Source organism: Nocardia sp. NPDC006044 (assembly GCF_042871115.1).
In the GTDB taxonomy this organism is placed as follows: Bacteria; Actinomycetota; Actinomycetes; order Mycobacteriales; family Mycobacteriaceae; genus Nocardia.
In genome coordinates this window covers 133,353-148,556 of record NZ_JBIAID010000004.1, presented here as the reverse complement: position 1 = coordinate 148,556, position 15,204 = coordinate 133,353, and the positions used below count along the sequence as shown (strand labels likewise).

General features: G+C 69.1%; 13 protein-coding genes. 4 read left to right on the top strand and 9 right to left on the bottom strand.

Features of this window, described 5'->3' with window-relative positions; translation table 11 throughout:
* Positions 1-1,278 carry an MFS transporter gene (locus ACFYO1_RS32000; RefSeq protein WP_387239174.1) on the bottom strand — a complete coding sequence of 426 codons (1,278 nt, stop codon included), beginning with the start codon at positions 1,276-1,278 and terminating at the stop codon, positions 1-3.
* Between the two features lie 157 nt (positions 1,279-1,435).
* On the opposite strand from ACFYO1_RS32000, the gene ACFYO1_RS31995 reads away from it, so the two are divergent.
* From ACFYO1_RS31995 to ACFYO1_RS31985, 3 genes are all read left to right on the top strand, one after another.
* On the top strand, positions 1,436-2,140 hold the full coding sequence (locus ACFYO1_RS31995; RefSeq protein ID WP_387239171.1) for a GntR family transcriptional regulator: 705 nt from the start codon (positions 1,436-1,438) through the stop codon (positions 2,138-2,140).
* A gap of 97 nt (positions 2,141-2,237) precedes the next feature.
* Positions 2,238-2,705 (top strand): GAF domain-containing protein, encoded by a 468-nt coding sequence (locus ACFYO1_RS31990; RefSeq protein WP_387239168.1) that lies wholly within the window; start codon positions 2,238-2,240, stop codon positions 2,703-2,705.
* Positions 2,706-2,871: 166 nt separating this feature from the next.
* Positions 2,872-3,765, top strand: a complete 894-nt coding sequence (locus ACFYO1_RS31985; protein WP_387239165.1) for a class I SAM-dependent methyltransferase — start codon at positions 2,872-2,874, stop codon at positions 3,763-3,765.
* A gap of 40 nt (positions 3,766-3,805) precedes the next feature.
* On the opposite strand, the gene ACFYO1_RS31980 is transcribed toward ACFYO1_RS31985, so the two are convergent.
* A complete protein-coding gene (locus tag ACFYO1_RS31980) occupies positions 3,806-4,471 on the bottom strand; it encodes a maleylpyruvate isomerase family mycothiol-dependent enzyme (protein ID WP_387239163.1) in 666 nt (221 codons plus the stop codon).
* A gap of 67 nt (positions 4,472-4,538) precedes the next feature.
* On the opposite strand from ACFYO1_RS31980, the gene ACFYO1_RS31975 reads away from it, so the two are divergent.
* The gene (locus ACFYO1_RS31975; RefSeq protein ID WP_387239160.1) at positions 4,539-5,453 is read left to right on the top strand and encodes a MerR family transcriptional regulator; all 915 of its coding nucleotides are present in this window, start codon (positions 4,539-4,541) and stop codon (positions 5,451-5,453) included.
* A 78-nt stretch (positions 5,454-5,531) separates the two neighbouring features.
* Here the strand turns inward: ACFYO1_RS31975 and ACFYO1_RS31970 are convergent, their stop codons facing one another.
* The 7 genes from ACFYO1_RS31970 to ACFYO1_RS31940 all read right to left on the bottom strand — a co-directional run bounded on the left by ACFYO1_RS31970 (position 5,532) and on the right by ACFYO1_RS31940 (position 15,141).
* Positions 5,532-7,199, bottom strand: coding sequence for a hypothetical protein (locus ACFYO1_RS31970; RefSeq protein WP_387239157.1), 1,668 nt, complete (start codon positions 7,197-7,199; stop codon positions 5,532-5,534).
* A gap of 258 nt (positions 7,200-7,457) precedes the next feature.
* On the bottom strand, positions 7,458-8,696 hold the full coding sequence (locus ACFYO1_RS31965) for an acetyl-CoA acetyltransferase (protein ID WP_387239155.1): 1,239 nt from the start codon (positions 8,694-8,696) through the stop codon (positions 7,458-7,460).
* Positions 8,697-8,704: 8 nt separating this feature from the next.
* A complete protein-coding gene (locus ACFYO1_RS31960) occupies positions 8,705-10,480 on the bottom strand; it encodes a class I adenylate-forming enzyme family protein (protein WP_387239152.1) in 1,776 nt (591 codons plus the stop codon).
* A gap of 10 nt (positions 10,481-10,490) precedes the next feature.
* Positions 10,491-11,675, bottom strand: a complete 1,185-nt coding sequence (locus ACFYO1_RS31955; protein WP_387239149.1) for a thiolase family protein — start codon at positions 11,673-11,675, stop codon at positions 10,491-10,493.
* Complete coding sequence (locus ACFYO1_RS31950) at positions 11,668-12,657, bottom strand: LLM class F420-dependent oxidoreductase (RefSeq protein WP_387239146.1); 990 nt, start codon at positions 12,655-12,657, stop codon at positions 11,668-11,670. Before ACFYO1_RS31950 ends, ACFYO1_RS31955 begins: the two co-directional genes overlap by 8 nt.
* Positions 12,654-14,114 carry a carotenoid oxygenase family protein gene (locus ACFYO1_RS31945; RefSeq protein WP_387239144.1) on the bottom strand — a complete coding sequence of 487 codons (1,461 nt, stop codon included), beginning with the start codon at positions 14,112-14,114 and terminating at the stop codon, positions 12,654-12,656. Before ACFYO1_RS31945 ends, ACFYO1_RS31950 begins: the two co-directional genes overlap by 4 nt.
* A 79-nt stretch (positions 14,115-14,193) precedes the next feature.
* Positions 14,194-15,141: a winged helix-turn-helix transcriptional regulator gene (locus ACFYO1_RS31940; RefSeq protein ID WP_387239141.1), complete on the bottom strand. Its 948-nt coding sequence runs from the start codon at positions 15,139-15,141 to the stop codon at positions 14,194-14,196.
* Between the last annotated feature and the right edge of the window lie 63 nt (positions 15,142-15,204).

The following is a 15,204-nucleotide window of genomic DNA, read 5'->3' as shown; positions in this document are numbered from 1 at the left end:
TCAGGCCAATTCGCGGCCGCGGGTCTCCGGCAGGCCGAACAACGCGAGCACGGCGAGGACATAGCCGAAGGCGCCGAACATCATGGCACCGGCCAAACCCAGCGTCGTGGAGGCCAGAAATCCGACGATCGTGGGGAATACCGCGCCCACGCCACGGCCGAAGTTGTAGGTGAAGCCCTGCCCGGTACCGCGCGACGCGGTCGGGTACAGCTCGGACAGGAACGAGCCGAAGCTGGAGAAGATTGCGGCGGTACAGAATCCGAGCGGGAAGCCGAGGATCAGCACCATGGTGTTCGCCCCCTCCGGCACCTGGATGTAGGCGACCATGAACGCGACGGACAGCACGGCGAAGAGCTGGATGGTGCGCTTGCGGCCGATCCGGTCGGCAAGGATGCCGCCGGTGACGTAACCGAGGAACGCTCCGCCGATCAGCATGAACAAATATCCGCCGGTACCAACGACATTCAGATGACGGCTCTTCTTCAGATAGGTCGGCAGCCAGGTCGCGAGGGTGTAGTAGCCGCCCTGTACACCGGTGGCGAGCACCGAGGCGAACAGCGTCGTCCGGACCAGGTCGCGCCGGAAGATCGCCGCGAACGAACCGGCCCGCTTGCCCGCCGATTCGCGCCGCTGCGTGACGGTGTCGGAATCGGTCAGGTTGCGGCGCACCCAGATGATCAGCAGCGCGGGCAGCGCGCCGGTCCAGAACAGCACCCGCCAGGCCAGATCCTCGCTGACGAACTGGAAGACCAGGGTGTAGACCAGCACCGCAAGGCCCCAGCCGACCGCCCAGGCGCTCTGCACGTAGGCCACCGTCCGGCCGCGATACTTGGTCTGCGCGTACTCGGCGACCAGGATCGCGCCCGCCGCCCATTCGCCGCCGAAGCCCAGACCTTGGAAGGCGCGGAAGACCAGCAGGGTCTCGAAGTTGGGCGCGAAACCGCACAGCACGGTGAACAGCGTGTAGGTGGCGACGGTGAGTTGCAGGGTGCGCACGCGGCCGATCTTGTCGGCCAGCACGCCGGCCAGCGCGCCGCCGAGCGCGGACACCAGCAGCGTCACCGTGGTCAGCAGGCCCGCCTTGCCGGAGCTGATCACGAAGTAGGAGGAGATGGCGCCCAGCGCCAGCGGCAGAACCTGGAAATCGTAGGCATCCAAGCCATATCCGCCGAACGCGCCGAGGAAGGCCTTCTTGCCTTTGGCGCTGAGGGTGCGGAACCAGTCGAAGGGTTGCGACTTCTCGGCGGGGTCCACCGGGAGGTCTGTGGAAAGGCTCATGGATGCCTCGCAATGCTCGAGCTCAGGAGAGCGACGTACGTCACAGCAGCGTACGGATCGTTGAACGATTCTGCAATCCTAAAGTTGGATCGTCGGCTGGGCGTTCGATCCCTGGGTTATGCTCGAACGGCAAAGCCACTGGTCCGCGGAGGTTTGGATGACGACACCGGTAGATCGGCCCGACCCCGTCTACACGGCCCTTTCCGAACACAAGGGACTGCTCGCCCGATCCAGCCGGAGTTCGCAGACCGCCGACATCGTGCGCGCGAGCATCCTGGACGGGTCGCTACGGCCGGGTCAGCGCTTGTCCGAGCCGGATATCTGTGCGGCGCTGGGTGTTTCGCGCAATACGCTGCGCGAGGCGTTCCGTTCGCTGATCGAGGAGCGACTGGTCAACCACGAGCTCAATCGCGGTGCGTTCGTGCGCATTCCGACCTCAGAGGATGTAGCGGAGCTGTATCAGTGCCGCCGGGTCGTCGAGGGCGCGGCGGTGCACGGGTTCGGCAGCGATCAGGACCCGGCCGAGCTGGCCGCCGCCCTGGCGCGCGCGGACGCGTGTGCGGCGGAACAGGATTGGACCGGGGTCGGCACGGCCGACATCGACTTCCACAAGGCGATCGCCGCGCTCAACCGGAGCAAACGCCTGGACGAGATGATGGCGAGCGTGTGGAACGAACTGCGGCTGGTCTTCCATGTGATGGCCGATCCGCTCACCTTCCACGAGCCGTACCTGGCCCGCAATCACGAGATCTACGCGGCGATGATCGCCGGACGATCCACCGAGGCGGAGCGGATGCTCGCCGATTACCTCACCGATGCCGAGTCGCACATCCGCGGCGCGTACACCCGGATCGTCGCCTGACACTTCGTCGCAGCGTGAGCGCAATCCTGGCCGCCACGCGGTTCGCCGGGGAGAGTGGACGACCTGTCCCGTGTGTCTCGTGCCGAGAGAGGTCGTCATGTCCGACAGCAGTGCGCGGTTCCGGCCGATCGAATCGTTGCTCGAACAGACCGCGGCCGTGCTCGGGGTGCGGTCGGTGCTGGTGATGCGGTCCACGCCGACGCACATGGCGGTCGAGGCGACAGCCGGCGGGGCGGAGGTCCACTACCCGGTCGGCGCCGAGGGGAAGAAGGGCGCGGCCTTCGCTGACGCGCAAGAGCTGTATTGCGAGCGGGTCGTAGACAACGACGCCGAACTGTTCGTGCGTGATTCGCGCAGCGACCCGTCCTTCGCCGGCAACGAGGACGAGGTGGAGTTCGGGTTGGTCAACTACCTCGGGCTGGCGGTGCACAATCCGGACGGCAGCGTCTACGGGACGGTCTGCGTGCTCGATGATCACGTGCGCGACTACAGCCCGGCGGAACGAGCCCAGCTGGCGGAGCTGCGCGCGGCGGCCGAGCGGACGCTCGCCGATCCACGCCCCTGACCATGTGTTCTGCAAAGCAGACCGCTCAGTCGTAGGATCAATTCTGGTTACCGCTCGACCCTTATCGACAGCAGCGTCAAATGGCTGGCCGACACCGTGGTTCGCGTGCTTGGATGACCGGGACCGCTTGTCGCGCAGGCTATTCGAAGACTTCGAGGAGAGCAGCATGCGTACCGAAGGTGATACCTGGGACATCGTCAGCAGCGTCGGGATGACCGCATTGTTCGTGGCGGCCGCGCGAGCGGCCGAGTCGCAGCGATCCGACGCCCTGGTCCATGACGAATTCGCCGCGTTGTTCGTCGCGGCGGCCGGCGATCCGGATACGAACCGGCTGATCGACGATCGAGAATTGGGACCGGAGAGCCCGCTCCACGCCGGTTTCATGGGACTGCGCAGCAAGTTCTTCGACGACTACTTCCTTGCCGCGGCCGAGTCCGGGGTGCGGCAGGCGGTAATTCTGGCCGCCGGTCTGGATGCCCGCGCCTATCGCCTGGACTGGCCGCAGGGCATGGTCGTCTACGAGATCGACCAGCCCAAGGTGCTGGAGTTCAAGCGGCAGGTGCTCGCCAACGCGGAAGCCACACCCAGGGCCGATCGCCGGGAAGTGGCCGCCGACCTGCGGGACAACTGGCCCGCGGCGCTCATCGAGGAAGGCTTCGACCCGGCTCGGCCCACGGTGTGGTCGGCCGAGGGGCTGCTCCCGTATCTGCCCGGTGCCGCCCAGGATGCGCTGTTCGTCCGCATCGATCAGCTGTCCGCGCCGGGCAGCAGCCTGGCCAGCGATACCCTCGCCCCCGATGTGGACCTCCAGCAGCTCGCCGACCTCCAGGCGAAGCAACTGCGGGACACGCCCTTCGAAAAGATGGACATCACCGAGCTTTTCTATACCGACGAACGGTCGGACCCGGCCGAGTGGCTGACGAAGCAAGGCTGGACCACCGCCACTGCGGCACCCGCGGAACTGGCCGAACGTTATGGCCGGCCGCTGACCGCGGCGCTCGAACCATCCGCCCAGATGTTGCACAGCATGAGGTATTTGACGGCCGTCAAGCCCGCTTGAGCACATCAGGGGCTGCCGCGCTCGGCGACTGCCCCTACGGTCACGCCGCGCCCGCGATCAGGGTGGCGGCGAGGGTGCCCGCGCCGGGGCCGGTGAGCTGCGCGGCGGCCACGGTCCGGCCGGTCGCGAGCAACAGCAGAGCGCCTGCGGTTCCTTCCACGCGCAGACCGTCACCCGCCGACCAGTCGACGTCGGTCGCGACGAGGCGATAACCGGTCAACCGCTCCTCGATGCCGAATCGGGAACCGGTGGCCCACACCCGATTCAGTGACTCCCGCGCCGGAATGGACGGCACGTCGCGGGTGAGGCCGAGCGGCATTGCGATGTCCTGGACGTGTACCAGCATGTCCAGCAACCGGTCGGTGGGCACCGTGCCGACCGGGAAGAACCGCGAGGGCACGCTGGCCCGCAGCTCCGCGTGCAACTGCCTGGTGCTCACGTTGTCCGCGTGCCGGATGGCGGTGTCCCGCAACGCCCCGTGCACGCTGCCGCCGGCCCGGATCAGGTTGATCAGGATCCAGCCGAGGTTCGCGCGGGTGCACAGCACCACGTGCGCGACCACGTCCCGGACCCGCCAGTCCGCGCACAGGGATTGGTGATTCCAGTCGGATTCGGTGCGGTCGGCGAGCAGGTCGGCCATGGCCTGTCGCTCGGCGGCGACGGCGCGCCAGATGTCCTCGTCCGTCATGGTTTCGATGTGGTTCATAGCTCAAACCTCTCGCTCGAAGTTCCACTACCGTAAGAACTCCACTCAAGTGGAGGTGCAAGTTGATGTGACCGAGGACACACTTCATGCCGCGGTGAGTATCGGCGAATTGGCGCGCCGCACCGGCGTGCCGGTGCGCACGATCCGGTTCTACTGCGACAGCGGGGTTCTGGAGTCGCGCCGCAGCGGTGGCGGTCATCGGGTGTTCGACCCGGCCGCGGCGGACCGGCTGCTGCTGGTTCGCCGGTTGCGGGCCATGGGGTTGCCGCTGGCCGCGATCATGCGGGTGCTGGACGGCAGCGAGTCGATCAGCGAGGTCGCCGCCGCGGAGCGGGCCGCGCTCGACGCGGAACTCGAGGCGCTGCGCTGGCGGCGGGCTACGCTGCTGGCCATCGAGAGCGCGCCGCCGGAGGAGCGGGCGCGCCGGTTGGAACTGCTTGCCCGAGTGCATGACCGGAGTGTGGTCATCGACAGCGTGGTCGCGTTCTGGCGGCCGATCCTGGGGCCGCTGCCCCAGGAGGAGTTCGATTCGTTCATCGACATGAACGTGCCGCCGATGCCGAGCGAGCCCGGGCCCGCGCAGGTGGTCGCGTGTGCCGAGCTCACCGCGCTCACCACCGACCCGCAGGTGAAAACGGCGATGAAGCAGCAGATCTGGCGCTCGGATCGCGACCGGATCAGCGATCGACTGCAATTCGTCACCTCGGTGGCCGGGGCGTTCGAGGTCGCGGCGCCGGTGGTCGCGGCGCACGAGAGTCCGCATCCGGGAGCCGAACTCGACCAGTACGTGCACGCGCACGCGGCGGCCAGGTGCGAACGGGACACGCCCCGGTTCCGGCGCGCGTTACTGACCACCGGCGGCACGGATACCGATCCGCGGCTGCATCGCTTCTGGCGGCTCACGGCCGACATCACCGGCACCGAGACCACCGTCGGAGCCGTCCACTACTGGTTGCTGGACGCGCTGCGGCAGACCGTCTGAGGCCGCTCGCGGCCCGGGTTACGGGCAAACACGAAGCGGCCGAAGACTTTATGGAGTTGGTTGGACGCCCCGGAGTCGTCAGCGGTCGCGGCCGGCCGCGGGGGTGGACGTCTTGCGGCTGGTCCGGGCGCGGCGGCGGGCGGCCTGCAGCTCGGCGAGCTCCTGTTCGAGGATCTCGGCGATGCGGAACTGGCCGGTGTCGTGGATCTCCGGGGTGGCCGGAGTCTCCTTCGCACCCTTGGGATCGGTTGCGGTGGCCGGCTTTTCGTCGGCCGCGGGCTGCCGCTTGATGGCGGCGGTCGTCGCGGACGCCGCGGCGGTCGCGGACGGGCGGTCGGCCGGAGCGGCGGCGACCTTCTCCGCGGCGGGCTTGCTCGGCTTGGCCGGTGCGGCCTGCGCGGCGGGCTTGCCCGGCGTGGCCGGCTTCGGGGCCGCCGGGGCGACGACCGGCTTGGTGGCGGCCGGGGTGGCGGGCTTGGCCGGCGCGCTGGAGCCGTTCACCGGGGTGATCGGCTTGCTGTCGACGCCGTTGTGCGTATCGCCGTTCACCGGCTTGCTCTTCGCGGCCGGCTCTTCGACCTGGACCGGCTTCGAAGTGCCGGGCGCGGAGCCGTTCTCGGACTTCGACACCGGCCGGGTCTCGGCCGTGCTGTCGGACAGGTCGCTGCCGAGGGTGGCGGCGGCCACGACCTTCGCCGACGGCGCGGGAGCGGCCGAACGGAACGCGGACCGGGCCGGGGCCGGGGCCGGGGTCTCGGGTGCCGTGTCGTCCTCGTCGGCGATCACGACGGCCGGTGCGTCCTCGATCTCGGGATCGACGATGCCGGTCGGGGCCGCGTTCAGTTCCGCGAGCGGATCCGGTTCGGCTTCGACGGTCAGCTCGGCGAACGCGTTGGACGCCATCATCTCGGCCGCGGCCGGGCGGCGCATCCGGTAGCTGGCGAGGTTCGGCAGCGTGCGGCGGATCTGCTCGGCCGGGTCGGGCAGATCCCGGACCTGGTCGGTGGCGCGGTGGATGGCGAGGCCGTAGCGCGCGCTCGCGGCGTCGTGGATGAGCAGCGAGACGCCGATCATCACCGGCGCGACCGCGTGCACAGCGGCGTCGTACCAGTGCTCGGCGCGCAGGTACGGATACGTGTTCAGGGTGACGGTCAGCCCGAGCAGGGCGACCTCGGCGGCGACGACCTGCTTGCGGTTGTCGACGACGCCCCACTCGGCCACCTTGTTGGTGCCGATCATGATGATGATCAGGCAGACGCTGATCATGCCTTCCAGCAGGTAGCTGAACCAGTACAGCGGGTCACCGGGACCGCCGGGCGCGATGTTGTGCTGGACGTTGACCGCGGACCACAGCATGCCCGCGGCGACCACACCGGCCAGCGCCCGCAGCGACCAGGCGCGGTGCCGGTATAGGGAGGCCAGTTTGGCGTGCGGGCTCGACTCACGACGCTGGGCGGCAATTGCCTTGCGGGCCACCAGTAGATCTCGCATGTCGGCCTTCTCGATCGCTTCGGTGGTCTGCCTGGCGCGGTCGGCCGCTCCCGCGGCGGCTTGAGCCTCTTTCCAGCGCTGACCACGGTCTTGCCCGCGGATCTTCTCGGCGAGCTCGCGTTCGGCTAGCAGCTCGTCCTCGGACAGCGCTTCGGTCAACGCGGGATCGAATTGGTATGCCAGCCGGCCACGGGCCTTCTCGACCCGCCGCGCCAGCTGTGTGACCTCGTCCTCAATGGGATGCTGGATGGTCATTTCGGCTCCAAGAGGAGATTCGATGGCAGACAAGTGATCACGCGTGGGAAGGCTACATCGCATTCGCCGTCGACGCACCGTTGCCAGCGAAAACCGTCGATTTGCCGGGAGAATGCGGCGTGCCGCGAACGCGTTTCCTGGATGATCATAGAGCAGGCACGACGATCCGCAACCGCAGAGTTGCCGTTGCCGCGCGGCGGATCCGAGTGTCTTTGCCCCGGCGGCGAATACGGCGCGATCAGGAACGAATCGACTTCACTATGACCGATTCGTCCGGCTCTCCACGACGAAACTCGCTGCGGTGGTGGCGCTCCCACCGATGTTGAGGGTGGCGAACCGGCGCGCGTCCGGCACTTGGTAAGCTCCTGCTTTCCCGGTGACCTGTTTGTAGGCATCGAGTACCATTCGTACACCAGTAGCGCCGACAGGATGACCACCACCGATCAATCCGCCGCCGGGATTGACCGGAATCCGGCCGTCGCGCCCGATATCGCCGCCCTCCACCGCTTTCCAGCTCTCCCCCGGGCCGGTGATGCCGAGATGATCTATCGCCATGTACTCCGACATGGAGAAACAGTCGTGCACCTCGACACCGTCGACCGCGTCGATGCCGGGCAGGCCGGCGCGGCCCAGCGCGTCGAGCATCGTCCGGCGCACATGCGGAAACACGTACGGATCGTCGGCGGAGGCAGTCAGCTTCTGCGCCAACGACAACGGCGCGGTGCGATGACCCCAGCCGGTGATCACGGCCTGCTCCGCGGGACGTAAGTCACTGCGGCGCGCCAGGAATCGATCCGACACCACGATCACCGCGGCCGCGCCGTCGGTCATCTGGCTGCAATCCTGACGGCGTAGCCGACCGGCCACCGGCGGATTCGCGGTGTCGTCGGCGCCGAAGCTGTCCGGGGTGAAGGTCCAGTTCCGGGTCTGCGCAAGCGGGTTGGCGCGGCCGTTGGCGATGTTGAGCTCGCTGATCGCGCGCAGGTGCGCGTCGTCGAGCCCGTACCGCCGGTCGTATTCGTCGGCCAGATCGGCGAACATGGTGGGCCACACGTACTTCGCGTCCTGCGCCTCGTGGCCGACCCACGCGGCGGCGCCGAGATAGCCCGCCGCCTCGTCGCCGGACACGGTCTTCTCCAGCTCGGCGCCGACCACCAGCGCGCAGTCGTAGCGACCCGACTCCAGGTCCGCCATGGCGGCGAGCAACGCCATACTGCCGGAGGCACAGGCGGCTTCGTGCCTGCTGGCCGGTAGGCCGGACAGCTCCGGGATGACCGTGGCCGGCATGCCACCGAGCTGGCCCTGGCCGGTGAACAACTGACCGAACGCATTACCGACGTGGATCACGCCGATCTCGCTCGGCGCGACGTCGGTCGCCGCGAGGGTCGCGCCGACCACCTCGCCGATGAGCGCGTCGAAGCCCTTCCCGGCACGATGCCAGTTGACGGCGAAGTCGGATTGGCTGCCGCCGAGTAGGTGAATGCTGCTGATGGACATCGGAACTCCTACGTGTGCTGGGTGGTCGACGGGTCGGCGGTGAGCGTCTCCCGCAACTCGCGGCGCAGCAGCTTGCCGACCGGGTTACGGGGCAGCGACTCGACGATCGCCAATCGCTCGGGCAATTTGAACGACGCCACCTCGTGGGCGCGCAGATGGTCGACGAGGCCGTCCAGGGTGACGCTCGCGCCGGGGTCGGGAACGACGAAGGCGCAACACTTCTCGCCCAGCACGGGATCCGGGTAGCCGACCACCGCCACGTCGGCGACGCCGGGGGCGTCGGCGAGCAGGCCCTCGATCTCGGCGGGGGCGATGTTCATGCCGCCGCGGATGATGATCTCCTTGATCCGGTCGACGAAACGCAGGTAGCGGCCGTCGGGGCCGCAGAGCTCGAATACGTCTCCGCTGCACAGGAAGCCGTCGTCGTCGAACGGTTCGGACGTCGCGGTGCCGGGCAGGTAGCCGCCGAAGACGGCGGGGCCCAGCAGCCGGAGTTCGCCGATGCCACCGACTTCCGTGACCGTGGCGCCGGTGACGACGTCGACGAGTTTGACCCTGGTGCTTTCGGCGAGGCGAGTCGACCAGCGGACACCCGGTGCGCCGTAACGCGGCAGGAATTGCGCGCGCACCTCCGGATCGGGGAAGTCGGCGGGCGCGCCGAGCAGCGAGACGCCTTCGTTCGAGCCGAAGAAGTTGAGCACCTCGATGCCCAGCCGGTCCTGCCAGCCGCGAACCACGCTGGGCGGCAACGGCGCACCCCCGGAGCCGACGCGTTGCAGTGAGGACAGGTCGGCCGAGGCGCGCAGCGGCTCGTTGTGCAGCAGCATCGTCAGCAGGGCCGGCGGCATGCTGGTGTGGGTAACCTCGTGCCGCGCGATCTGGCCGAGGAACACCGGGAGGTCCAGCGGGTGGTGTTGAACCAGGTGGCCGCCGGTGAGCAGCCACGGCAGGAACGCCGCCGCGAAGCCCGCCATGTTGACCATGGGAAAGGGGTTGAGCAGCACGGACTCCGCGGTGAGGTGCAGTCCGTCCTGCACGCCCCCGGCCATGGCGATCCAGTCGCCGTGGCAGCGGGGAATTCCCTTGGGGGCGGCCTCGGTTCCGCTGGTCCAGCAGATGGTGACGCGGTCGTTGACCGAAACCGTCAGTCCGCGAACGTAGAAACGCAGACGTTCGCGGTCGGCGGCGTCGATCGGGTCGTCGAGGGAGATCGCGTCGTCCGGTACGCCGGGACCGAAGGCGAAGACCGTGCGGGCGACTTCCAGTGCCTCGCAGGCGAGTTCACGCCCGGACAGCTCGCCCGCGGTGATGATCGCCCGTGCGTCGGCTGCCGCGACGATGCCGGACAGTTCGTGGCGGCGGTAGGAGGCGGGCATGGGGGTCGCGACCGCACCGAGCCGCCAGAGCGCGAAGTAGGTGGCGGTCAACGCGATCGAGTTCGGCAGCAGGATCGCGACGGTGTCGCCTTGCCGAATGCCGTTGCGGTACAGCACCGCCGCGAGATCGGTGCTGCGCTCGTCGAGTTCGCGCCAGGACAGGGTCTCCGGTTGCGCTCCGGTCAAGGCGGCGAGGTTGGCCGGGTCGGTGACGGCCGGCGCGTCCGGTGCGGCGTCTACCCGGCGCTGGAAGAGCTCCGGCAACGTATCCGGTTGCCACCAGCCACGTTCGAGGTATTCGCGGACCGTGTCGGCGGGGTGGCAGGTAGCGACGGGTCCGCCGGGATCCACGGCGGCGTTGGCGTTGGCTGCGGCTACTTCGGCCGCGGTGATCGGTGCGTCGACCATGGGTGTTCCTTCAATTCAGACGCCGCAGCACGACCGCGGAGCCCAGCCCGAGGGCCGCGGGAATGGTGACCAGCGCGTGTTCGCCGCCCGTGCGCGTGAGTGCGTCGAGCGCTTGGACGATCAGGTTGCCGCCGGTCGCCCCGAGGGGATGTCCGACGGCCAGGGCGCCGCCGGACGGATTGACCAGGTGCTCGTCGATGCCGAGCTCCCGGATGAGCAGAATCGGTGTGACGGCGAAGGATTCGTTGGCCTCCACCACGTGCAGATCGGCGGTGGTGAGCCCAGCGCGGTCCAGGGCCAGCCTGGCCGCGATGGCCGGGGCGGTCAGGAGCGGGGAGCGTACCGCCGTCTGCGCGGTGCCGGCGATGGCGGCGATGGGTGGCCGTCCGAGCACCTGTTCCGCGCGGCGGTTGCCGACGACCAGCCCGCTGGCGCCGTCGGCGAGTTGGGGTGCGGTGGCGATGGTGTGCAGACCGTCCGCTGGGCGCGGCGACCCGGGCAGCCGGCGGGCCACCCGCGCCCAGGCCGGATCGTCGCCGAACAGGGCGGGCAGGGCGGCGAACGCGTCGTTGTTCGCGTCGGCCCGAGCGCCCTCGTCCGCGTCGAGGAGCACGGTGCCGCCTTTGCGGACCGGGATCAGGGAGTCGGAACTCGTTGCGGCGGTGGCATTCTGGTGTGACCGCACGGCATAGGCGTCGAGTTCGGCGCGGGTGATGCCGTGGGCGGCGGCGGTGAGATCGGCGGACACGCCGATCGTGACGAATCCGGTGCGCTCGCCGAGGTCGGCGTCTGTGGCGACGGCGGGCCGGTCGGACAGCATCGGCACCCGCGACATCGATTCGACGCCGCCTGCGACGATCACATCGGCGTAGCCCGTGGCGACCCGGGCCGCCGCGCTCTCGATCGCGTCGAGACCGGAGCAACACAGCCGGGACACCACGCCGCCCGGTACGCGGTCGGGCCAGCCGGCCCACAGGGCTGCCGCGCGGGCGAGGTTACCGCCCTGCTCGCCCACCGTCGTGCTGATGCCGACGACGATGTCATCGACGGAATCGGGATCGAGCGAACGGTTTTCGAGCGCGACGAGCAGTTGCCCGAAGAGTTCGTGAGGTGGGATCTCGGCGAGGGTGCCGCCGGTTCTGCGGACGCGGGCGCGGGGCAGCCGGATCGCGTCGTAGAGGTAGGCGTCAGACATGGTCGATCCTCGCGAGGGTTTCGAGAGTGTGCCGGCCGGCCGGGTCCGCGGCCGACGTGGCCGGGACCACCACGATTTCGTCGGCGCCGGCTGTGCGGTACGCGGCGAGGCGGCGGGTCAGGGTGGCGGTGTCACCGAACATGCCTACGGCTGCGGGCAATTCGTCGGGTACGGCGGCGAGGACCTCGCGTGGGTGTGCGCCGCTGTGGGCGAGGCGCACGATCTCGCCGAAGCCCGCCTCCTCGAACATGGCGTCGTAGCCCGGGGCTCGCAGATAGCCCACTACGCCACGGCGGACGGTCGCGAGGATGTCGGCTGTCGGGTCCGCGGCTGCGGTGACCCACACCGAGAGCGCGGGGGCCGGTAGACCCGCCTCGTTCGCCGCCTGACGCACCAACGCGGCGCATCGTGAAACCTGTTCGGGGGTTACCAGATTGAGCACCACACGATCGGCAGTGCGGGCCGCGGCGGCCAAGGCGCGGGCACCGAACGCGGCGACGGTCAGGGACGAATTCGGCGGCGCGAGACGGAGGCGGTAGCCCTTGGTCCGTTCCACCGCACCCTCGAAGTCGACCTTGGCACCCGCGAGCAAGCCGCGCAGGATCTGCGCCGATTCCTCAAGATGCGTTGCGGTGCGCCGCCTTTCGCGACCGTGCCAGCCGCTCACCACGACCGTGCTGGAGCTGCCGATGGCCACGTCGACCGATCGACCGGTCAGTGCCGCGACGCTCGCGACACCGAGGGCGATCGTGGCGGGCGTGCGGACATCGACGGCAAACGGTCCGAGGCACAACGGGATCCGGCCCGGAGCCAGGCCGATCGCGGTGGCCAGTGCGAAGGCGTCGAAGGTCGCCATTTCGCCGATCCACAGGCGGTGGTAGCCGAGTTTGTCGGCGGCCTCGGCGACGGCGAGCGCATCCAGCGGATCGCGGTCCTGCCAGTACGGCAGGCTCACGCTCAGCCGGTGATCGACGGCGCTCACTCGGCCGGATGGGCGGCCGCGCGCATCCGCTCACCGCTGACCCAGGTGGCGTGGAAGCCGAGGGGCACGCGGGTGGGCAGGCCGAGGCGGCAGACGGGACCGGCGGAAAGGTCTGCGGCGTCGTAGATCCACACCTCGGACAGCTGGGTGTGGCTGTTGAACGCGAACATGGTCAGCCAGGCGTCGTCCTCGTCGCGGGCGTCCGGGCGGGGCACCACGGTGAGTTCGCTGCCGAAGAAGCCGTCGCCGAACGGCTGGGTCTGCTTCGCACCGGTGCGCAGGTCGTACTTGATCACCGCATCGAAAAGCATTGTGCTGTCGACGGATAACCGCATCTGATAGGACCAGCGGCCGCGCTGCCCGGTGGTGCCCTGATCGATCGCCGGGAACTCGGTGTTGACGTCGTCCATCGGCTCCTCGATGGTGGCGCCGGTGCGCAGGTTGAAGCGGTATCTGTGCAGAGTCGCCTCCGGGCGCAGGTAGGCCAGCAGCTGAGCGAGCGGGTTGGTGCGGTCGGAGACGGGGCTCGGCTTGGACACGCGGCAGGCGATCAAGACGATCTCGTCGCCCTCCTCCCACGAGTTGACCGTGTGATAGATGTAGCCGGGCGCGGCCTCGAACCAGCGGACCTGCGAACCGTCGCCGCGGCGGGGCAGGACCGCGAACCGGCTCGGCAGGTCGCGGTCGAAGAACAGCTTGAACCGGCCCGCCGCGGCCGCACGCGGGTCGTTGTAGAGCGGCAGATCCATCAGGATCGAGTAGTTCTCGGTGATCGCCATGTCGTGCGGCAACCGGGGGCCGGGCAATTCGAGGCCGGTGTAGTGGGTGACCGTGCCGGACGGGTCGGCGACGCCGTAGCGCAGGTAGGGCGCGTGGATGCCGTAGTCGAAGAAGACGAATTCCTCGGTGCGTTCGTCGACCTTGGCGTGCGCGGAGATCTCGCCGGGCAGGGTGCCGCCGAAGGTGTCGACGCCGCGGGTCTCCAGGCTGATCGGGTCCAGCGCATAGGGTTTGCCCGCGCGGTACCAGAGCGAGAGCAGGTTGCCGTGATGGAAGACGACGTCGGTGTTGGCCGAGTTGCGTTCCCGGCGATCGCCGGGCGGGTTGTCGTCCCACGGCTCGATCACGCCGCGCCACAGGGCGGTTCCGGCGGCGCGCTCCGCCTCGAACTCCGTCGTGCGGATGTAGCGATTGCGATAGGTGGCCTTGCCGTGCTCGAAATGCACCGCGTGCAGCATGCCGTCGCCGTCGAACCAGTGGTAGCGGCCGATCGGCGCGAACTGGGGGTTGGGGCCGTTGCGGACGTAGACGCCGTCGAGGTCGGCGGGGAGTTCGCCGTGCAGGACCGTGAGGTCGGTCGCGGTGATCTCGTCGGAGGTCGGCGCGTACATGCCCTCCAGATACGGATTGGTCAGCGCCTGCGCCGCCGGTGCGATCAGTTCTTCGTTGAGCGTCATGAGTCGCCTGCCCCTTCAGTACAGTTATTGAAGTGATACGCGTCTCAACGAGCGGTGTCAAGGGTCGCCGGTGGGCGGCTCAGGCCAAGCGGTCGAGGACCGCCTGGGCGACCGGTTCGAATCGGACGTCGCCGCGGTCGAGTTCGGCTTCACAGCCACGGCAACGCAGGGCGGGCGCGAGGGGTGCGCCGCATTCACGGTGGCGGATGCGCAGACCGGGTTCGGGCGCGGCCGGGTGTGCGAGGTCCGACCAGGCGAGCAGGAACGCGAAGATCGCGAACAGCGCCCGGCCGCGCGGGGTCAGGCGGTATTCGCGCCCGGCGCCCTCGCCGGATCGACGCAGGATCTCGGCGTCACACAGGCGAGACAGGCGCTCGGTCAAGGTGGTCGGGGACATGTTCATGGCCGTGCGGAAGTCGCCGAAGCGGCGCATGCCGGCCAGGGCGAGGCCGGTGACGGTGGCGCTCCAGCGGTCGCCGATCGCCTCCATGACCTCGTCGAACTGCATGTCGCCGCCGGCGGAGACGGGGGCGCGGCCACGACGCCGGCCGCTGGAGGTGAAGCGCCACAACGCATCGTCGCCGAGGTCGACCTCGGTGTCGCGCGGGGTGACGGTGCGGCCGCAGGAGCGGCACATCAGCACCGGCGGTCCGCGGTGACCGCAGGCATCGTGCACCAGGTCGGGGTGCAGCGCGCCCGCGGCGGTCCATTCGCGTTGCCAGCTCCAGACCGAGACGAGGATCTGCCAGGTCGCCAGGCCGAGATCGGTCAGCAGATAGTCGAAGCGATCCGGGGATACCGCCTGCGGGGTGCGGACGAAGACGCCCGCGTCGACCAGGGCGGCGAGGCGCGCGGTGAGCACCGCGGGCGGGGCGCCGGTGCGTTCGATCCACTGGTTGAACCTGCGGGTGTGATTGACGAAGGCGTGCCGCAGGATGGTCAGCGTCAGGCGGTCGCCGAGCAGGTCGAAGGTGGCCGCGACGGGGTGCGGGGCGGGCAGTTCGGGATCGATCGGTTCCTCTGTCATCCGCCTGCACCTCCCGGGACTCGTTGCACTTCATTAACTGTAGTTCATTGGCGACCATGTAGC